The sequence below is a fragment of the Providencia sp. UF-183 genome (assembly GCF_058246155.1).
In genome coordinates, this window is sequence record NZ_JBSICD010000003.1 from 269,344 (window position 1) to 287,604 (window position 18,261).

Sequence of the window (18,261 nt, forward strand, 5' to 3'; positions counted from 1 at the left end):
GAGTGAGGTGTGTTGAAACTAGGGGGCTTTTCTTTGTAGAGAGCCTAAAAGCACAATCTCAAAGCACCTAAATTGGGATTACATAACATTAATTAAGTGGTGAGTTTTAAGCTTATGCATGAATCATTGACAATTGCATTATTGCAGGCGAGAGAAACCGCAATGGGTTTTTTCCGACCAATTTTAAAGTCGTATAATTTGACTGAACAGCAATGGCGTATCATTCGCGTTTTAGCTGATAACCGTTCAATTGATTTTCATGAGTTATCGGTTCAAACCTGTATTCTCCGTCCAAGCCTGACGGGGATCTTAACCCGTATGGAGCGCGAAGGTTTAATTTTCCGCTTAAAGCCACTGAATGACCAACGCAAACTCTACGTTTCGCTAACGCCAGCAGGGCAAGAGCTGTACGACAAAGCACGTCAAGAAGTCGAAGCTGGCTATCAAAAAATTGAGCTGGCATTCTCGCCAGAGAAAATGCAGCAATTGACGGCGTTGTTGGATGAGCTCATTGCTTTAGAGAGCCCGGATTATAGCAATATTGTTGCTGATAAGAGAAAGAGCGCCTAATTTTCGTCATATTTCGCACTCTAGCGGTGTTGGCTTCTTTCGGCTATTTGGGTCACATACTGATGTATGCTCCCCAAGCTATCCTCAATTACCGCCTTGCTAGAGTTCGAACTATTTAGAAAATTAATTTTCAGTCGTCATATTTCGAGCTTTAGCGGTGTTGGCTTCTTTCGGATATTTAGGTCACATACTGATGTATGCTCCCCAAACTATCCTCAATTGCCGCCTTGCTAGAGTTCGAACTGTTTAGAAAATTAGTTTGTACCTAGAAAATTAATTTTCTGTCGTCATATTTCGCACTGTGACGTTGTTGCTGGCACTTGATTGGTTAGATATTTCTTTGAAATATTTATAAAAATGAGTTATCGATGGGGCATTTCTTACTAATGGATTATCTTGGGGTATTCGGTTTTAGAGTGTGTGATGTGATATACACCGCTTCAATTTTTTAAGCTTAAATTCAAGCACTGTAAATCTCTTTAATTACAGGAAGTAACCCTAACGCAGTTAGTTGTATTTCGATTTCATTGGCTTTTTTGATATCGTCTTTATCTGAGCCATCAAATACATGGTCAGTACTGATAATCAATGTGCCATTATTTTTCTCATTTTCAATATGAATAAGCTCAGCAGCCATAGGCACTTGTTCTTGCGTGATATGTTTATTTAAATACAGCATCCAACCAACGGGGAGTCTGTCTGGGAAAACTTGTTTTTGATTGTATCTATATTTATTCGTATCAATTCGCATGCAAATTATTCTATATGTATCAATATAATAATTTAGTGCATTAACTATAGCTGTTTGGCTAAGTGCATTAATATTACGCAGTTTAAACTCTAGATTATATATCAGCCCACAACTGGTATATTTTATATCTAATGCTTTGTTTTCATTAGCCCATATAGATTCTGCCCAATCAAAAAAAGGAATATCCTTTAATAAATTCGTCGGTGTATATTGGTTAAAGGCTTTCTTCTGTAATGCTTCTTCCAGACTATCGCCAGTTAAATACCATGCGTCTTCCTTTTCATGCGTAATCGACTCACAGGTTAAAATCATATGACTAAAAATATCAATTAATAGGGGGATTGACATTTCTTCATGTAACTCAATATCTAAACTAATTGATAAATTCATCACATACCTTTTTACTATTCACTATAAATTTCAGAATAAAGCGGAAGCAGGCCTAATCCAGTTAACTGAATTTCGATTTCATTGGCTTTTTTGATATCGTCTTTATCTGAGCCATCAAATACATGGTCAGTACTGATAATCAATGTGCCATTATTTTTTTCATTTTCAATATGAATAAGCTCAGCAGCCATAGGTAATTGTTCTTGAGTGATTTTTTTATTGAGATAAAGCATCCAACCAACGGGAAGTCTGTCTGGGAAAACTTGTTTTTGATTGTATGCATAATTATTTGTATCTATTCTAATATCTATTAAATTAAATTTAATCGTACTTTCAGATATAAAATCAATCAACATGTCAAAATTAAAATTGACAACCCTCCTTAAGTTAAACTCAAGTTTATAAACAGAGCTAATTCCATTATTAACTATAACTAATGCGTTATCGTCCCCAGCCCAAATAGCTTCCATATTATTGAGATTATATTCATTCTTAAAAAAATCAGTTGGTACCCCATTTTCAAATGCTTTGTAATTTATCGCCTCTTCTTGTGAATCCCCACAAAAATACCAAACTTCAGGATCGGCATGTGCTATTTTCTTTGAAAACTCAAGCATAAATTGAAATATTTCAATAATAGTACTATTCGTTACATTGTCATTTAATTTAATATCTACTTCAATATTTAAATTCATCATTTAGCCCTATATTAAATTGTATGATGTGTTCTAATTTGAGATAGCTGCTGGAATATTTTAGTACAAAATCTATACATTTTTTGCTAGCCTCAATTGCAGCAACGCCAATCGATGAGCCTGCTACAGCGCCAGCCCCTTGTCCACCTTTTCCTTTATCATTGGGAGCCTCATCGCCAAGTTCGCCACCAATGGCGATACTTTCGTATTCACGTATTTTATCCCCGTAACTTGTGTTATCTCCTCATTCTTCATCACCAGTACTGAATGAGGAGGGAAGATCATTATCCAAAGCAGATAACTTGAATAACTAAAATATACTTAGCTATATATCTCACGTATCAACGGCAATAACCCTAATCCAGTTAACTGAATTTCGATTTCATTGGCTTTTTTGATATCGTCTTTATCTGAGCCATCAAACACGTGGTCAGTACTGATAATCAATGTGCCATTGTTTTTTTCATTTTCAATATGAATAAGTTCAGCAGCCATAGGGACTTGTTCTTGCGTGATATGTTTATTTAAATACAGCATCCAGCCAACGGGGAGCCTATCTGGGAAAACATTTTTATCATTATACCAATAACCATTAATGTCTATTTGAACACATGCTATTCTATAATTGCCAAAATAGTAATTTAATGCTTCAATTATTGCTATTTTATTGGGTAAACTAATATCACGAATTGTAAAATCAAGGCTGTATATCAGCCCTGAACTAGTATATTTAATGCTCAACGATTTATTTTCATTTGCCCATATTTTCTCCATACAATCAAAATACGGAATCGCTTTCAATAAATCAGTGGGTGTATATTGGTTAAAAGCTTTCTTTTGTAATGCTTCTTCTAAAGTATCGCCTGTTAAATACCATGCGTCTTCATTTTCATGAGTAATCGACTCACAGGTTAAAATCATATGACTAAAAATATCAATTAATAGGGGGATTGACATTTCTTCATGTAGCTCGATATCTAAACTAATTGATAAATCCATCTTTTTCCCTTTTACGCTTAGCTGTAAATTTCAGTATAAAGTGGAAGTAGCCCTAACGCAGTTAGTTGTATTTCGATTTCATTGGCTTTTTTGATATCCGCTTTATCTGAACCATCAAACACATGGTCGGTACTGATAATCAATGTGCCATTGTTTTTTTCATTTTCAATATGAATAAGTTCAGTGGCCATAGGCACTTGTTCTTGTGTTATTTTTTTATTGAGATAAAGCATCCAGCCAACGGGGAGTCTGTCTGGAAATACATTTTTTTCATTTAAGTGATATTGATTTGTATGAACAAACATAACAGCAATATTATCTTTATTGTTTAATATTTTTTGCAACAAATTTTTTATTTTTATTGTCAAGCCCATTTCATTTTCAATTTCTAAAGAATAGGTAATCAAAAAATTATCCGTACTTCTGCATAAATAATTTTGTATCCTGATACCACCACTACCATTCCAAATTGAGGTTACAAATATGGGGGGAGTCTTACATAATTTTTTTATAAGTAACTCGACTTCCTTGTGATCGATTACGCCTCTATCAATTATTTTATGCTTTAACGCCTCTTTTGGACTGTATCCAGATGAAAACCAGCTTTCAGTATGAGTTATTTCTTTTATATACTCTGAAAAGCATAAGATGTTATCAACAGCATCCTGCGCTGTGTAATTTTTTTTACTCAAGTAAATCTTTATAATCAATGAGATGGCCATTGTTGCTCCTTACGGTGTATGAAATACGTTGATATTCACAAACGCTATCGTCATAGCTCGCATTTCCCCGCTCTCATCATCACTACCTGAGGTGGGGGAAATCGATCAGCCAAGGTTGTCAATTAAATTAACTATATATCTCACGTATCAACGGCAATAACCCTAATCCAGTTAACTGAATTTCGATTTCATTGGCATTTTTGATATCGTCTTTATTTGAACCATCAAACACATGGTCGGTACTGATAATCAAAGTACCTTTATTTTTGTCATTATCAATATCAATAAGTTCAGCCGCCATAGGTACTTGTTGTTGGGTTATTTTTTTATTGAGATAAAGCATCCAGCCAACGGGGAGTCTGTCAGGGAAAACATTTTTTTTATTATATCTATACCCATTAGTATCAATCCGCATACAAACGATTTTATAGGCACTAAAATAATAATTTATGGCCTCTATTACAGAATTTTTTTTGATGTAGTTAATATCATCAATAGCAAATTCAAGATTATAGATTAATCCAGAACTGGTATACTTTATATTCAATGCCTTGTTTTCATTAGCCCATATTGATTCCATACAATCAAAGTAAGGAATATCCTTTAATAAATTGGTTGGTGTGTTTTGATTAAAAGCTTTCTTTTGTAATGCTTCTTCCAGACTATCGCCAGTTAAATACCATGAGTCTTCCTTTTCATGCGTAATCGACTCACAGGTTAAAATCATATGACTAAAAATATCAATTAATAGGGGGATTGACATTTCTTCATGTAACTCAATATCTAAACTAATTGATAAATTCATCTTTTCCCCTTTTACGCTTAGCTGTAAATTTCAGTATAAAGTGGAAGTAGCCCTAACGCAGTTAGTTGTATTTCGATTTCATTGGCTTTTTTGATATCATCTTTATTTGAGCCATCAAACACATGGTCTGTACTGATAATCAATGTGCCATTGTTTTTCTCATTTTCAATATGAATAAGCTCAGCAGCCATAGGGACTTGTTCTTGCGTGATATGTTTATTTAAATACAGCATCCAACCAACGGGGAGTCTATCAGGGAATACATTTTTTTCATTTAAGTGATATTGATTTGTGTGAATTAATATCTTCCCTACTTTAATATAATTTTCCATTAAGTTTAATATTGATTTTTTAATCGTATATTGTATGTTTTTCTTGTTTTCCAACTTCATGCTTAAGCTAACATCATAATTATCAAAGCTTCTGGCTAGATAATTACTTATTTGTATGCTATTTTTATCTCCATTCCAGATCGCGGAGCCATAAATAGGAGAAGATTTTGTTAGTTTATTAATAAATTTGTGTTCGATCTCCTTGTTTATATTATCATTTTCAATGAATTTCTTCTCAAGGGCTTCTTTCTTTGAGCTTCCAGTAAGGTACCAGCTAGACTGACCTGCAATTTCATTTGTAAACTTTGAAAAAAACAAATAATCATTTACCACATCAGGAATTGAATATTTTTCCTTATTTAAATAGATTTCTATAGTTAATGAGAGCTTCATAGCTAGTCCTTCAGGTATGTAAAATACGTTGATATTCACAAACGCTATCGTCATAGCTCGTATTTCCCCACTCTCATCGTCACTACCTGAGGTGGGGGAAACTGATTAGCCAAGGTTGTCCATTAAATTAACTGTATATCTCACGTATCAACGGTAATAACCCTAATCCAGTTAGCTGAATTTCGATTTCATTGGCTTTTTTGATATCGTCTTTATCTGAGCCATCAAACACATGGTCTGTACTGATAATCAATGTGCCATTATTTTTTTCATTTTCAATATGAATAAGCTCAGCAGCCATAGGTAATTGTTCTTGAGTGATTTTTTTATTGAGATAAAGCATCCAACCAACGGGAAGTCTGTCTGGGAAAACTTGTTTTTGATTGTATGCATAATTATTTGTATCTATTTTGAAACATATAACATCAAAAATAGATAAAATTTTATGTAGCGATTTTAATGTATTTGAAACACTTAAGCTTTTAACTTTTCTAATATTAAATCTTAATATGTATTGATTACTAATTGCAGCGTGTTGTATTGTTAAAGAGTTACCTTCTGCCCATATAGATTCTATAATTTCTATATTCTCTTTATTTTTTAAAATAGAAGATGGTCTACCATTCTCAAATGCTGGTTTTTTCATTGAATCTTCTAAGCTTTCCCCAGAAAAAAACCATTCATTATTATTAAGTAACGTAACATTCTCTACAAAATCTATCATGGAATGAAAAATATCGGAGAGTTTCTCACTTGTTAGTTCATCACCTAGTTTAATATCAACATCTAACTTTAGCTTCATTTTAAAATAACCTTTTTATGGAGTTAAATGGGTTCGTACTTGTTGATAAGAATCAAAAATCCTTGAACAAAACCTATACATGTTTTCTTGTGAAAAATGCCAGTCAATATACGATTTTCCTTTAAATGGATATTGACAGAGCCAATTTTGGTCAAAAGCTTGCTTAGTAATATTTCCACCGTTTTCCCAAAAAGGCTTAACTTCACCATCTTTTTCAAAAAAATTATCATAATTATCTTTAGTTTCAATAAAGTTACATTCACTGGGCACCCAACCATCAAAAATAACATTATTTTTTGTTCTTGTTGGTACAGGGATCGTGCATTCCCATTCATCAATATATTTAAACTGCCCTGCAGGAGTATCAACGGTTCTGATTTGTGTATTACATATCCTTGCTTGATATTCATAAGCTTTTGGTGAGCGTGTATTGGTTATATTACTTTCATGAGGAATAATATACGGAACCGCAGGGCAATCTTTACACCCTTTGCTAGCCTCAATTGCAGCAACGCCAATCGATGAGCCTGCTACAGCGCCAGTGGCAGCCCCTTGGCCACCTTTTCCTTTATCATTGGGAGCCTCATCGCCAAGTTCGCCACCAATGGCGATACTTTCGTACTCACGTATCTTATCACCGTAGCTTGTATTATCTCCCCACTCATCATCGCCACTGCCTGATGAAGAGGGAAAACCGATTTTTGAGGCTTCTTGGGTTACGGCGGCGAGCCCGCCCAGCGTCATTAACCCTGCGCCTGCAACTATTAATGGAATTGGCATGTTAAGTTCTCCATTCAATCAATTTCATGGCTATCCGTAAAAAATCTTGATACTGCTGCTCTGGCACGCGATTTTTTTCCTCAAGCATATCTCTAATTTCGGGCTTTAAATGAAAGCCGGGGCAGCAAGCCTCGTAAAATAAAAATGACCGAATTAACGGTTCTTGAGTGAACCCTAGGGAAAGCACATAGCGAAACGCAGACTCTAAGCGTGTGTTTAGCGTGTCGAGGTTCTTAATTTTATCCAAGTGATGTTGACAAAAATCCGCACTAACTTGCTTGACGTAATCGCTCTGCTCAATATTGGCAATTCTCTTTAATTGCTCTTCGCTAAACTGCATTTAAACCACCTCCTTGTAATGCATAAAATCGCCCTTCAAAACGGTAATACCATGCAATGAGTGGTGCGGTTATTTCATTGAATTGTTCATTCGTGAGCACTTGGGGCATATTGTGAGTGACGCGAGGGTCGTAAAAGCGAAATAAGGCGGTTTTCCCATCAGGTAAGCTGACATTAAGCCGTTCAGATAAATGAATAGCCAGTTTATCAATGGGGAACTCACTAATGAGCCATGTTAGTGCGGCGGATTCAGTTTCTAATTGCATTAAATCAGCCAGCAAACTCCCTTGCAGGGTGACGTCAATTAACCATGGGCCCGCCCAAGCGATTTCGCTATCGGAAGGTTGCCGAAATAACGGACTTGCTGCGCTGAGCGTATTTTGCAGTGCTTTATCAAAGTAACGTTCATACTGTAAACCACAAATCAAACAATAATGTTTGGCTGCGGGGTAACGTTCCAGATAGTTAAAAAGAGGATGTTGGTTATGCATGGGGTCATCCTTCTCTCACGACTAGCATTTGACCCGACTCCGCCGCTTTCATAAGGCAACTAATGCAAATTTTAGGCGGTATCGCGGGTGGGGCTGTTGAGGCTAGTTCGGTTGACCCACTTTCGTCGCTATAACAATCTTGAATTGATGGAATAAACCGTGCTCGGCAAGGACATGAGCTGATACTTTCTAGTGTTCCCGCGACTTTTCGGTCTTCATTCCAAACGCTGTTACACCCACCAATAATATAAAAACGCCCAGAATGCTTACCGCAACTGACGAGATCGCCTTCCCTTGCACCCGCTACACCGTACCAAGAAAATGTTTGGTCACCGGTGAGTATTTGTCCTCCGCAAGTTGTTCTATCACCCACTCGCAAAAAAAAGCCTATCGCCATAATCTATTCCTTTTATCATGAGATAGGGATTATTTTACACTTAAGTAAAATTATCAATAATAAATAAATGTTATTGTATTTTTGTTGAATGTAACTCGCAGATTAAAAAAAATTTCTGTTTTATTACGCTGTTCGCTAATGATTCTTTGTGAGTTTTATGGCAAGCATTAGTATATGGAGAGAGATGGGGTAATATTGAGCAAAAAATTGGCGACCCATTTTTGAGCCGCCAGTGCATTTTCATCTACATATTTCGAGATAATAGTTCGGTGATGAACTACTTACCCAACAAGTGTAAGAAGTGAATATGTTTTTCATATTGGTCGAGAATATCGTGGATGATCTGCTCTTTTGCCCAGCCCATCACATCGTAGTCTTGGCCGCCTTCTTTTAAGTGGATTTCAGCGCGGTAATAGCGTTGTTCTTCGCTCTTTTCGTCATCTGCTTCCGTGCCCATACCCGCTAAGGCAAAAGATGGCTGAACATAGTAACGGAGGCGAACTTCGTAGAAAAAGTTCATATCGTCGCCTAAATCTACCTCAAAACCGATTCTGTCGTCTCTGTCTGTGTGAATATGGCAAACCGTGCCTTGCTTCGCTAATTCCTCGGAAACCATCTCCATTGACGGCTTAACAGATTCTTCCATAAAACGCTTCACATGGGCGCGCTTAGGGAAATAGACAATATTGCGCAAGCGGCGTTGCCACGGGATTGGGTTACGGCTTGCTGTAGGCGCAATTGTTGCTAATTGCTGGCTATCGCGCTTATAGGCATCCACGCGCAGCGCTTTAAATAACCCATAAATAGAGGCAAGCAAGACCATGGCAAACGGTAAGGCGCTGGCAATGGTGAGGGTTTGCAGCGCTTGTAAGCCACCAGCCAGTAGCATCGTAATAGCCACGACGCCCATCAGCCCAGCCCAGAAAATACGTTGCCAAATTGGGGTATTAGAGTCACCGCCAGAGGCCAGTGTATCGACCACCATCGCCCCTGAGTCCGCCGAGGTGACAAAGAATACCACCACCATTAACATGGCGAAAAATGATAACGCAGAGGAAAATGGGAAATAATTCAAGAACTCAAACAAGGCAAGGGAGACATCCGATTGCACGGTTTCGGCGAGCTTTACCGCTCCTTGGTTCTTGATAAGGTCAATGGCAGTGTTACCGAAGAACGTCATCCACATCAATGTGAACCCAGCAGGCACGAATAACACGCCCATGACAAACTCACGGATAGTACGACCACGGGAAATTCGCGCGATAAACATCCCTACAAACGGTGACCATGATAACCACCAACCCCAATACAGTAACGTCCAGCCACCTAACCAATCGCTTGATTTAGGTTCATAGGCGTACAAATTAAAGGTTTTGGTCACAATCTCAGAAAGGTAACCGCCCGTATTTTCCACAAACGATTTTAATAACAGAACAGTCGGCCCCAGTATCACAATTAGCAACAGCAGCAAGAAAGCGAGACCCAAGTTAAGTTCGGATAAAATACGAATGCCTTTATCCAGCCCTGAGACCACAGAAAGCGTTGCCAGTGCGGTAAATGTGACGATTAGCCCCACTTGCACCATTTCATTCACCGGCCAGCCAAACAAGTGATTTAGACCCGCATTGACCTGCAATACACCGAAGCCTAATGATGTGGCAACACCAAACACCGTACCAACGACTGCAAAGATATCAACGGCATGGCCAATAGGGCCATAAATGCGATCGCCAATAATGGGATACAGTGCAGAGCGTAGTGTCAGGGGTAACCCGTGGCGATAACTAAAAAACGCCAAAATTAAGGCAACAATGGCGTAAATCGCCCAAGCGTGTAACCCCCAGTGGAAGAAGGTCAAACGCATGGCTTCTTTTGCCGCTTCAATAGTTTGTGGCTCACCGACAGGCGGATTGAGGTAATGCATCACGGGTTCGGCGACCCCAAAGAACATCAAGCCAATCCCCATACCGGCGGAAAACAGCATGGCAAACCACGACACGTAACTAAAATTTGGCTGCGCGTGGTCTGGCCCCAGTTTTATTTGCCCATAACGGGAGAGTCCCAGATAAGTCACACTCAGAAGGATGATGGCTACAGCAAGGATGTAGAACCAACTGGCGTTGTTAAACAAGTTTTGTTGAAGATGACTTAGATGAGATTCTGCGACTTTTGGCATCAGTGCGGCAAAGCCTACAATAACCAAAATAATAATGGCAGAGCTATAAAACACTGGGGGACTAATTTTAGAACGAACTTTTTTCGAATCAGTAGCAATTTGACTCATAACAACCTTCTTTTGTTTTATTTTATTTTTGGCATACCAAGAGTGAGAACGGTATGCAACGACCTGTCCTTCTTAATGAAACAATGGATAATTGCGAAAATATTCCCTAAGGGAACGTAATAGAAAGAACAATATAAACGCGTTATACGTGGTGTTGTTGGCAGTGAAAACCGCCGAAAAAATCATAAATGTCGAGTCTTTGCCACCTTGGGAAGTTAAAAAATAGGCGGTTATACTGCCATGATATGGATGAATGATCAACAATAGGGGGAAATAAGATTGATTAAAGGGATGGAATATCATGTTAATTATCAATTTATTAATCATTAAGAATGATAAATTTACATGTTTTACCAATAAGTTAAGGAAGATGGGTGAAAGTCACTATTAACCTGTTGTAAAGTGCGAGTTACTTGATAATAAAAGCGTATTATCTCAATTGACTATCCTTACTCCCACGCCGATTGTAACCACTAAAAGCGGCTTGTTTTTTGTCTAGTTCAGATTGGCACTTTAGACAGAGTTTCACGCCTAATACCGCCAAGCGGCGTGCTTCAGGAATAGGCTCGCCGCACTCTTCACAAAATTTGGCACTTTCACCTGAAGGCAATTGGCCACGTGCTTTCGCAATCGCGTCATCTAGCGTGGCATCAATTTGTTCCTGCACCGCATCTTCATTTGCCCAGCCATTCGCCATGGTACACCTCTAGTTGGTTAATAATTGACCTGGTGTTAATATAGAGGCGAGAGCAGTAATTTCAAGGGCAGGGTTAACGGTTTAAAGATAAGCTCATAAAAATATGATCCATGCCATCCTCATCGTACATTTCCCCTTCAGTTTTATAGCCTAGGCTTTGGTAGAAGGTAATGGCGGTGTGTTGGGCAGAAAGGCCGATTTTTTGATACTGATTTTCAGCGCCATATTGCTGGACAAACTTCATCATTTCGTGGCCTAAGCCTTTGCCGCGGTGCGTTTTTTGCACAGCAACACGTCCCACTTTGATCAATCCAGCATCCATAAATACACAGCGCAAAACCGCTGCAGGTTGCTGGTTTAAATATAAAACCACATGCAGCGCGGTATCATCATATTCATCCACATCAATGTCAGCGGGGAAGCCCTGCTCTTGAGTAAAAACTTGCTGGCGTAGGTCAAAAGCATCTGCGACCAGTGCAGGGTTTGCATGGCCAAGGCTGTGTTTGATTTTCATGGAGAGTCCTAGTTTTGACGTTATAAAATAAAAGAAGGTTTACTATATAACGAGATAGCCATTGGAACAGGTAGGTTTTGGTGCTTTTTAGGATGTAATAGATAAAACAGGCAAATGCAGGTAAAAAACCTGCATTTGGGGTAATGATTAAGTGCGATTGCAGCGCGCTTAGCGTACTTTTTTAAATATTACTTATTCTCTGTTTTTGCATCATTTTCAGCTTTGATGGATTCTGTTTTTTCTTTAACGTCAGTTGCCACTTCATCAGCTTTATTGATGGCATCTGTTTTAACTTCTTGACCAAGTGCAGAAGCATCTTGTTTCAGCTCCTCCGCTTTATTTTTTGTTGCTTCGGTAAGTTCATTGGCTTTTTGTTCACCATCAGCTTTGAGTTGTTGAGCTTTTTCTTCAGCTTGCTTAACAGTATCGCTAGGTTTAGATGAATCATCACAGCCTGTTATGACAGTAAGTAGACCGGCAAAAAATAATGAAGCGATGATTTTTTTGTTCATAAACATACCCTTAGAATTAAATGAGTTTAAAACCATTTATCAGCATTGATACTTATGCTCATATTTTAATATAGTTGAATTTAAGGTTTTAATAAAATGAATAGGCGAATTTTTGAAATATAAAAGTGACTTATTGTTGTCTGGCATTGCTAATTTCTATCTTATGCTGAATATTCATGGTTTTTAATGGTTAAGGGGGGTATTGCACCTAAAGCTCAGAAGACAGGCTAAACTGATGGCATAAGATGCAAAAAAACGTTTTAAATTAGGTAAATAAAAGGATAGCAATATGACGTACTATTATTCGTTTATCATTTTAAAGTTCATTATTGGTTTCGCTATCGTTATTACCCATATGAATTTATCTGGAAAAACACAGCTCTCCCAAATGACTCCGATTGATTTTATTGGTAATTTTGTTTTAGGGGGAATTATCGGAGGGGTGATTTATAGTGATACGATACCGCTGTATCAATATATAACGATTTTAATGATTGGTGTCTTATTTATTAGCTCTTTGAATTTATTAACAAAAAAAGTGAACTTTTTCCGTAATGTGGCGATTGGCAACCCAATACCGATTATTAAAAAGGGGCAATTCATTATGGAAAATATACTCAAGAAAAAAAATAAAATAGATATCATCAATATCTCATCGCGTATTCATGCCCAAGGTATTCATTCATTTCAAGAAATTTACTATGCACAAATTGAGCCTGACGGGCAACTGACCATCATTTGTGATGAAAAAAATATGCCTTCGGTTATTTTAATGAAAGATGGTGTGATAAGAATCAGTGAGTTGGAATCGATAGAAAGGGATGAAGCTTGGTTAAAGCAACAGATTGAATTTCAAGGTATTGAATCGCTCGATGATATTTTCTTAGCGGAGTTCTGGCGTGGTGAAGTTACTTTTATTTTGCAAGATGGGAAAATAAACCGCGAAGATACACATGAACTAAAAAGCATTGCTTAAGGTAGGCAAGTAGATGAAATGCAATGCACTCCATCTACTTGTAATGATATTACTTCTTCAAATCATCATAAAGCATGATTGAGGATTTATTATCAGGGTCGCCGATATAACGAGGCTGAGGTTTAAACTCTGTGCTAAACAGGCTCTTTTCTGGTTCATAACCTGTGTAGTTGAAGCCCGCTAAGTCAGACCACGCGTAGATAAAATCCATCGTACTAAATGGACGGGTTGTTTTATCATTTAAATCAAACTGATGGGTACTTAACCATTCAGGTGATTGCCAAACAAGAAACGGCACATTGTAGATAACCTTGCTTGGTCTGCCTTCACTACGGCCTAACATTTCATGTGGCGGCGTATCATAGACATCTTCCCCGTGGTCAGAGAAAAAGACTAAGAAGCCATTTTCTTTCGAAGAATCAAAGTCTTTAATTAAGGTCGACACCACATAATCATTGTAATGCTGTGCATTATCATAGGCGTTATAGTCTTTGACTTGGTCATCTTTCAGGTTAGCAGGTACCAAGCTGTCCCTTTGCGTAAACACCGCTTTATCTTCAGGGTAGCGGAATTCATAACGCATATGGGTCCCTAGCAGATGCACCACGATAAATTTCTTTTCTGCTGGGTCAGCAAGGGCTTCTTTGAAAGGGTCGAACACCACGTCATCGTAGATACGCGAGCTCTGAGCCATATCATTATTGAGGTAATACTGCTTATCGGTCTGGCGAGAAAAGGCCGTCAATAAAGTATTTCGCTCTGTCATGGTTTGCTGATTGGTGATCCAAAACGTTTTAAAGCCAGCTTGTTTCATCATATTCATGATAGAAGGGCGGGAGTTAAACAATTCAGGCTCAGTCTGGGTCGCAAACGTGAGAATTTGTTGGAGCGCTTCAATGGTATACGGACGCGGAGTCACGACATCATTAAATACCGATAAGTTAGCGGGGTAGTCTTTCGCCAACTCGGCTAACTCAGGGGTCGTTGGGCGCTGATAACCGTACAGGCTCATTCTGTCGCGGCTGGTGGACTCACCAATCACTAAGACGAAAGTACGTGGTGTATTACCATTGGTATCCACAAAGTTCGCAAGTGGTGGAATTTTGCTGTTATCGCGGATCAGTTCTTCCATATTGGCTAACTGATTTTTATAAAGGAAATAACCACTAACGAATTGCCACGGTGCGGCGTAAGCCAGTTTGCTATTCACATAGGAAGCCACATTTGCCAGTGGTCTATCTTGTTTGATGCCTTTGTTGTAATACGGTACACCAAACAAAATGACCAATATCAGCAAGGAAACAACCACATTGCCTTTTTTCGGTATATAAACCGGTTTTAGGCGTGACCACAAGAAAATAGCCACTAAGGTATAGGCAAGAATGACGCCAACCACTTTAAAACTAAAGTATTGTTTGAGGAATTCCCCTGCTTCATTGGTATTGGTTTCAAACATCACAAACATCACGCTTTGTGATATCTGGTGGCCATAAACCACAAAGTAAGCCAGGGCAACCACAGAAGATAGCCACAAGATAACCCCAATAACCCCTGCGACAAGCTTAATTTTCCGAGGGAAAAGAAGAGCGGGGATTAACCATAATGAGCTATACAGCAGGGAATCTCTTAACCCGATACTGTTACTTTGGCCTGTGACGACCACATAAAGCTGCAATAACGATGAGAAATACCAAAAGTAGATTAATAGCCAGAACAGTGATAACCAGCTAAATTTCTCTGTGCGTGTAGTGTTGAGCATAGTGTTTTTAAACTCTTATTTTCTTTAATCGCGAAGTAATATTGAAAAATAATCGAAAAATCGGTGTTTAGATTTACTGGCCAAACTTAAGTTCAATAATAGTTTGAGCATCAAAGGTAAATCTTTAAGTATTTCTTAATCTTGTGTTTTTTTAGCGAAATGGCGTTGCGTACAATCCATTTTAGCCGCTCACCTAGTGGGGTGACTTTCAATTATAGACGATGTTTTATCATTCATAATCTAAATAGTAAGATAACGAATTATCGTTTGTTATCGGGCTAACCGAATTGATATTATCTTTTGTTATATTTATGGTATATAAAAAGTTTTAATGGTTTGCTGAGAAAGGGTGAGAGTCCGTCATGTTAGATAACGCGTTTGTGGCTTTTTTGAGATCATCCTTAACGATTAGGATAGTGCTTTCTATCTTGGTCATCATTGATGGTTCGATGATTTTAAAACCTGTTTTAAGCGCTTATACGGATTACATTGATTGGCGTGAAAATGGTTTTACCGAATGGCTAAAATCATTAGGATTTATGAAATTATTGGATATTCCGCGCTTTTTACTTGGCATTTCACTTATTTTTCTTTCCCTCTTTATGTTAAACGGCGCACGTATCGCGTGGATTTTTTCGCTGTTTTTATTAGGGATAATTTCATTTGTTGACCTACGACTCGCGCAAGAAAATATTCACCAAGGTTATTTTTCTTTGGCCTTATTTATCGCATTAGGGCTATTTTGGAAGCTTTATCATCACCACAGTCTAACCAGTGCTGGTTTTGTGGCAATTACTTGTATTATCTCGTTATTGTTATATTCCATTTTTGGCACTCTCTATATCGGCAATGAATTCCTACCGGTTGTAAAAGATGGCACCACGGCCTTTTATTTCGCATTGGTGTGCATGACGACCGTTGGTTTTGGCGATATTGTGCCTGTGACACTCGATGCAAGGGTCTTTACTGTTACGGTGATTATTTTAGGGATCACTATTTTTACGACTTCAGTGGTGTATGTTGTTGGCATATTGGCAAAAGGCACAAAAGAAATTGTGCGCAAGAGGTTTTCGTATATGAAAAATCATTATGTGGTGATTGGTAGCACGCCAATGGCGGTCAATGTGTATCAAGGGTTAAAAAAACGCGAGCTACCTGTGGCGGTTATTTGCCAAGAAAATCACCGTAGCCATTACCCTGAAAAAGACAATATTGTCACCGGTGACCCAACCAGTTCGGAGCTACTTGCCGCGGCGAATGTCAAACATGCAAAGTGCGTGCTTATCATGACGGACAGTGACTCACTCAGCACATTTGCTTTATTAGGCGTTAGGGAATTAGCAGGCAGCGATAGCACAGTGAAAACGGTTGTCTTGATCAACCAAGAAAGCAATATGGATAAAATCCGTTTGCTTAAACCCGACATGTTATTTTCATTATCGACTTTAGGTTCTGAAGTTTTGATGCAAGTGCTTTGCGGTGAAGCAATATCGAGTGATTCTATCAGTGATATGCTGTTGAACAAAATTGCCAAACCTTAGAATAATAAACAGGAAATCAGCGGCATGCTAAGTGCACAACAAGTCAGTTGCCATCGTCAAAATCGCATTTTATTTCAACAGCTCGACTTTACTGTTCACCCCAGTGAAATTTTGCAGGTTGAAGGGCCTAATGGCGCAGGGAAAACTACGCTTTTACGGATGATGGCGGGGTTACTTAAGCCTGACGAAGGGGATGTGTGCTGGCAAAATCAACCGATTGATAAACTTAAAGAAGAATTTACTCGGCACTTGCTCTATTTAGGCCATAAACCCGCAGTTAAATCGTTACTTACACCATATGAAAACCTCAAGTTTTATCATCAAATGCATCACAAAGAGCCTGAGGGCGAGAGCATATGGCAGGCTTTAGAGGAAGTTTCACTGATTGGCTTTGAAGATATCCCTGTGAACCAGCTTTCGGCGGGGCAGCAGCGCCGGGTAAACCTCGCACGCTTGTGGCTAAGTGAAGCACCATTGTGGATTCTAGACGAACCTTTTACGGCAATTGATGTGGCGGGAGTTGAACGGTTAACGATGCGTTTTCATCAACATGCCAAGCAAGGGGGCATTATTTTGTTTACCTCTCACCAAGCGATGTCAGGGCAATTTGGCTCATTAAAGCTGACAGGGGGAGGTGAATAATGTTTTGGTTATTAATTAGACGAGAGCTGAAAATTGCCTTTCGCAGCTTTTCCGAGCTCGTTAACCCACTGTGGTTTTTCCTGATTGTCATTACGCTTTTTCCACTGAGCATTGGGCCTGAGCCTCAGTTATTATCGCGTATTTCGGTGGGTGTTTTTTGGGTTGCTGCAATTTTGTCTTCTTTGCTTTCTTTAGAGCGTTTATTTAAAGATGATTACCTTGATGGCTCCCTTGAGCAGCTGTTGTTGGCGCCTCATCCTCTATTTATCACTGTTTTCGCAAAAGTCATCGCGCACTGGTTAGTAACGGGATTACCGCTGATTTTATTATCACCGATAGCGGCGCTGATGTTGTCATTTAATGGCGATACACTAATGGTATTAGCTGGAACATTACTGCTGGGTACCCCCGTTTTAAGCTTTATTGGCGCGATAGGTGCAGCGTTGACGGTGTCATTAAAAAAAGGCGGCGTGTTAGTCAGTTTGCTGGTACTACCGTTATATATTCCTGTGCTGATTTACGCGACAGGCACCATGGAAGCCCACAGTTTCAAAATGCCATTAGATGGCTATTTTGCCATTCTCGCCGCATTATTTGCTGCAAGTATTACTTTCTCCCCTTTAGCGATTGCCGCAGCGTTGAAAATCAATATCAGCAATAGCTAAAAATCACGTCATTTATCTTTTAATAAGGGCAAATTATTGCCCTTATTGTTCTTTTTTAGTGATTTTCACTGACTAAGTATCAGCTCACAACAAAACCTAAATTAATAAGATAATCTTACTCATTTTTTGGGTGATTATTAGTTATGTTTTATTTTTTTAGTACAAAATTGGGGTGAAAATAATTTTTGTGCTGAATTTATCAGAT

General features: G+C 38.5%; 21 protein-coding genes. 5 read left to right on the plus strand and 16 right to left on the minus strand.

Annotation, left to right across the window (positions count from 1 at the left end; genetic code table 11):
* Positions 1-114 precede the first annotated feature (114 nt).
* Positions 115-570: a homoprotocatechuate degradation operon regulator HpaR gene (hpaR, locus tag AC4IFT_RS04190; RefSeq protein ID WP_490731875.1), complete on the plus strand. Its 456-nt coding sequence runs from the start codon at positions 115-117 to the stop codon at positions 568-570.
* Positions 571-1,030: 460 nt separating this feature from the next.
* On the opposite strand, the gene AC4IFT_RS04195 is transcribed toward hpaR, so the two are convergent.
* The 15 genes from AC4IFT_RS04195 to AC4IFT_RS04265 all read right to left on the minus strand — a co-directional run bounded on the left by AC4IFT_RS04195 (position 1,031) and on the right by AC4IFT_RS04265 (position 12,473).
* On the minus strand, positions 1,031-1,711 hold the full coding sequence (locus tag AC4IFT_RS04195; RefSeq protein ID WP_490750681.1) for an Imm52 family immunity protein: 681 nt from the start codon (positions 1,709-1,711) through the stop codon (positions 1,031-1,033).
* A 14-nt stretch (positions 1,712-1,725) separates the two neighbouring features.
* Complete coding sequence (locus AC4IFT_RS04200; protein WP_490750682.1) at positions 1,726-2,406, minus strand: Imm52 family immunity protein; 681 nt, start codon at positions 2,404-2,406, stop codon at positions 1,726-1,728.
* Between the two features lie 321 nt (positions 2,407-2,727).
* Complete coding sequence (locus AC4IFT_RS04205; RefSeq protein WP_490750683.1) at positions 2,728-3,405, minus strand: Imm52 family immunity protein; 678 nt, start codon at positions 3,403-3,405, stop codon at positions 2,728-2,730.
* A 17-nt stretch (positions 3,406-3,422) separates the two neighbouring features.
* Positions 3,423-4,127 (minus strand): Imm52 family immunity protein, encoded by a 705-nt coding sequence (locus AC4IFT_RS04210; RefSeq protein ID WP_490750684.1) that lies wholly within the window; start codon positions 4,125-4,127, stop codon positions 3,423-3,425.
* A 127-nt stretch (positions 4,128-4,254) separates the two neighbouring features.
* Positions 4,255-4,932: an Imm52 family immunity protein gene (locus AC4IFT_RS04215; protein ID WP_490750685.1), complete on the minus strand. Its 678-nt coding sequence runs from the start codon at positions 4,930-4,932 to the stop codon at positions 4,255-4,257.
* A 17-nt stretch (positions 4,933-4,949) separates the two neighbouring features.
* Positions 4,950-5,657 carry an Imm52 family immunity protein gene (locus AC4IFT_RS04220; protein ID WP_490750686.1) on the minus strand — a complete coding sequence of 236 codons (708 nt, stop codon included), beginning with the start codon at positions 5,655-5,657 and terminating at the stop codon, positions 4,950-4,952.
* A 127-nt stretch (positions 5,658-5,784) separates the two neighbouring features.
* Entirely contained in the window at positions 5,785-6,459 is a 675-nt protein-coding gene (locus tag AC4IFT_RS04225; RefSeq protein WP_490750687.1) for an Imm52 family immunity protein, read from the minus strand.
* A 15-nt stretch (positions 6,460-6,474) separates the two neighbouring features.
* Entirely contained in the window at positions 6,475-7,239 is a 765-nt protein-coding gene (locus tag AC4IFT_RS04230; protein WP_490750688.1) for a Tox-REase-5 domain-containing protein, read from the minus strand.
* Between the two features lies 1 nt (position 7,240).
* Complete coding sequence (locus tag AC4IFT_RS04235) at positions 7,241-7,579, minus strand: hypothetical protein (RefSeq protein ID WP_490750689.1); 339 nt, start codon at positions 7,577-7,579, stop codon at positions 7,241-7,243.
* On the minus strand, positions 7,569-8,069 hold the full coding sequence (locus AC4IFT_RS04240) for a DUF4123 domain-containing protein (protein WP_490731895.1): 501 nt from the start codon (positions 8,067-8,069) through the stop codon (positions 7,569-7,571). Before AC4IFT_RS04240 ends, AC4IFT_RS04235 begins: the two co-directional genes overlap by 11 nt.
* Positions 8,070-8,073: 4 nt before the next feature.
* Complete coding sequence (locus AC4IFT_RS04245; protein WP_490750690.1) at positions 8,074-8,466, minus strand: PAAR domain-containing protein; 393 nt, start codon at positions 8,464-8,466, stop codon at positions 8,074-8,076.
* A gap of 277 nt (positions 8,467-8,743) precedes the next feature.
* Complete coding sequence (locus AC4IFT_RS04250; protein WP_490750691.1) at positions 8,744-10,750, minus strand: BCCT family transporter; 2,007 nt, start codon at positions 10,748-10,750, stop codon at positions 8,744-8,746.
* 430 nt (positions 10,751-11,180) lie between these two features.
* Positions 11,181-11,447 (minus strand): DksA/TraR family C4-type zinc finger protein, encoded by a 267-nt coding sequence (locus AC4IFT_RS04255; RefSeq protein ID WP_273803248.1) that lies wholly within the window; start codon positions 11,445-11,447, stop codon positions 11,181-11,183.
* A gap of 73 nt (positions 11,448-11,520) precedes the next feature.
* Positions 11,521-11,961 (minus strand): GNAT family N-acetyltransferase, encoded by a 441-nt coding sequence (locus tag AC4IFT_RS04260; protein ID WP_490750692.1) that lies wholly within the window; start codon positions 11,959-11,961, stop codon positions 11,521-11,523.
* Between the two features lie 188 nt (positions 11,962-12,149).
* Positions 12,150-12,473, minus strand: a complete 324-nt coding sequence (locus tag AC4IFT_RS04265; protein ID WP_490731904.1) for a hypothetical protein — start codon at positions 12,471-12,473, stop codon at positions 12,150-12,152.
* A gap of 289 nt (positions 12,474-12,762) precedes the next feature.
* On the opposite strand from AC4IFT_RS04265, the gene AC4IFT_RS04270 reads away from it, so the two are divergent.
* Positions 12,763-13,449 (plus strand): DUF421 domain-containing protein, encoded by a 687-nt coding sequence (locus AC4IFT_RS04270; protein ID WP_490750693.1) that lies wholly within the window; start codon positions 12,763-12,765, stop codon positions 13,447-13,449.
* Between the two features lie 49 nt (positions 13,450-13,498).
* On the opposite strand, the gene cptA is transcribed toward AC4IFT_RS04270, so the two are convergent.
* Entirely contained in the window at positions 13,499-15,208 is a 1,710-nt protein-coding gene (gene cptA, locus AC4IFT_RS04275; protein WP_490750694.1) for a phosphoethanolamine transferase CptA, read from the minus strand.
* Between the two features lie 362 nt (positions 15,209-15,570).
* On the opposite strand from cptA, the gene AC4IFT_RS04280 reads away from it, so the two are divergent.
* Genes AC4IFT_RS04280 through ccmB form a run of 3 tightly spaced genes read left to right on the plus strand, consistent with a single transcriptional unit; the run spans position 15,571 to position 18,056 of the window.
* Positions 15,571-16,749 (plus strand): NAD-binding protein, encoded by a 1,179-nt coding sequence (locus AC4IFT_RS04280; RefSeq protein WP_490731907.1) that lies wholly within the window; start codon positions 15,571-15,573, stop codon positions 16,747-16,749.
* Positions 16,750-16,773: 24 nt separating this feature from the next.
* Entirely contained in the window at positions 16,774-17,391 is a 618-nt protein-coding gene (ccmA, locus tag AC4IFT_RS04285) for a cytochrome c biogenesis heme-transporting ATPase CcmA (RefSeq protein WP_490731909.1), read from the plus strand.
* The gene (gene ccmB, locus AC4IFT_RS04290) at positions 17,391-18,056 is read left to right on the plus strand and encodes a heme exporter protein CcmB (protein WP_490731911.1); all 666 of its coding nucleotides are present in this window, start codon (positions 17,391-17,393) and stop codon (positions 18,054-18,056) included. The genes ccmA and ccmB overlap by 1 nt, the downstream gene beginning before the upstream one ends.
* Positions 18,057-18,261 lie beyond the last annotated feature (205 nt).

Excerpts from the sequence above, each read along its gene's own strand:
- AC4IFT_RS04270 (WP_490750693.1), top strand. The coding sequence starts at position 12,763 with ATGACGTACTATTATTCGTTTATCATTTTAAAGTTCATTATTGGTTTC.
- AC4IFT_RS04220 (WP_490750686.1), bottom strand. The coding sequence starts at position 5,657 with ATGAAGCTCTCATTAACTATAGAAATCTATTTAAATAAGGAAAAATAT.
- AC4IFT_RS04265 (WP_490731904.1), bottom strand. The coding sequence starts at position 12,473 with ATGAACAAAAAAATCATCGCTTCATTATTTTTTGCCGGTCTACTTACT.
- AC4IFT_RS04215 (WP_490750685.1), bottom strand. The coding sequence starts at position 4,932 with ATGAATTTATCAATTAGTTTAGATATTGAGTTACATGAAGAAATGTCA.
- hpaR (WP_490731875.1), top strand. The coding sequence starts at position 115 with ATGCATGAATCATTGACAATTGCATTATTGCAGGCGAGAGAAACCGCA.
- AC4IFT_RS04235 (WP_490750689.1), bottom strand. The coding sequence starts at position 7,579 with ATGCAGTTTAGCGAAGAGCAATTAAAGAGAATTGCCAATATTGAGCAG.
- AC4IFT_RS04240 (WP_490731895.1), bottom strand. The coding sequence starts at position 8,069 with ATGCATAACCAACATCCTCTTTTTAACTATCTGGAACGTTACCCCGCA.
- AC4IFT_RS04250 (WP_490750691.1), bottom strand. The coding sequence starts at position 10,750 with ATGAGTCAAATTGCTACTGATTCGAAAAAAGTTCGTTCTAAAATTAGT.
- AC4IFT_RS04245 (WP_490750690.1), bottom strand. The coding sequence starts at position 8,466 with ATGGCGATAGGCTTTTTTTTGCGAGTGGGTGATAGAACAACTTGCGGA.
- AC4IFT_RS04200 (WP_490750682.1), bottom strand. The coding sequence starts at position 2,406 with ATGAATTTAAATATTGAAGTAGATATTAAATTAAATGACAATGTAACG.
- AC4IFT_RS04280 (WP_490731907.1), top strand. The coding sequence starts at position 15,571 with ATGTTAGATAACGCGTTTGTGGCTTTTTTGAGATCATCCTTAACGATT.
- AC4IFT_RS04195 (WP_490750681.1), bottom strand. The coding sequence starts at position 1,711 with ATGAATTTATCAATTAGTTTAGATATTGAGTTACATGAAGAAATGTCA.
- ccmA (WP_490731909.1), top strand. The coding sequence starts at position 16,774 with ATGCTAAGTGCACAACAAGTCAGTTGCCATCGTCAAAATCGCATTTTA.
- AC4IFT_RS04205 (WP_490750683.1), bottom strand. The coding sequence starts at position 3,405 with ATGGATTTATCAATTAGTTTAGATATCGAGCTACATGAAGAAATGTCA.
- AC4IFT_RS04210 (WP_490750684.1), bottom strand. The coding sequence starts at position 4,127 with ATGGCCATCTCATTGATTATAAAGATTTACTTGAGTAAAAAAAATTAC.
- AC4IFT_RS04260 (WP_490750692.1), bottom strand. The coding sequence starts at position 11,961 with ATGAAAATCAAACACAGCCTTGGCCATGCAAACCCTGCACTGGTCGCA.
- AC4IFT_RS04230 (WP_490750688.1), bottom strand. The coding sequence starts at position 7,239 with ATGCCAATTCCATTAATAGTTGCAGGCGCAGGGTTAATGACGCTGGGC.
- AC4IFT_RS04225 (WP_490750687.1), bottom strand. The coding sequence starts at position 6,459 with ATGAAGCTAAAGTTAGATGTTGATATTAAACTAGGTGATGAACTAACA.
- cptA (WP_490750694.1), bottom strand. The coding sequence starts at position 15,208 with ATGCTCAACACTACACGCACAGAGAAATTTAGCTGGTTATCACTGTTC.
- ccmB (WP_490731911.1), top strand. The coding sequence starts at position 17,391 with ATGTTTTGGTTATTAATTAGACGAGAGCTGAAAATTGCCTTTCGCAGC.
- AC4IFT_RS04255 (WP_273803248.1), bottom strand. The coding sequence starts at position 11,447 with ATGGCGAATGGCTGGGCAAATGAAGATGCGGTGCAGGAACAAATTGAT.